The 552-nt window shown below is 52.9% G+C and carries 1 protein-coding gene; it reads left to right on the forward strand.

Going from position 1 to position 552, the window contains the following annotated elements:
- A partial coding sequence (locus ASC50_RS03555; RefSeq protein ID WP_193391198.1) for a hypothetical protein occupies positions 1–552 on the forward strand: 552 nt, incomplete at both ends.

Here is a 552-nt window from a genome sequence, read left to right on the forward strand (position 1 = left end):
CCAACACGGGCGGCAACACAGGCGGCTCAGGCGGCAACACAGGTGGCACAGGCGGCACAGGCGGCAACACAGGTGGCGCAGGTGGCAACACGGGTGGCAATACCAACGGCCACGCGATAGCTGTGTCAAATGCCGACAGCATCGGTACAGGCTATTACCTGGCACATTGTGAGGCTTTGGAGTCTGTTGTAACGGTTACGACCAAGACCTCTTCCACCGTATTGCACGAAGGTGTAAAAGGGAATCGCTTCACGGTTGATATTAGCAGAGGCGGACGTTATGTGGTCAAATACAGTATTGTAATAGCAAGAGACACAGCCAATTACAGTCTGACCATCGAAAGCCGAGCAGCGTTTGAGGATGTCGTGTCCATCCGGTACAACAATCTGCTGCTCGTAAAGGCAAACACCGGCTACGGTATAGTGGGTTGCGAATGGTATAAGGCGGACAGCAATGGCAAATGGGAGAAATTATCCTCCGAATTGTCCTATTCAGCAGGCAACAAGCGCACAGATATATTGGATGCCACCGCCGAGTATAAGGCACGCCTCA

It is taken from the genome of Candidatus Symbiothrix dinenymphae (assembly GCF_001431085.1).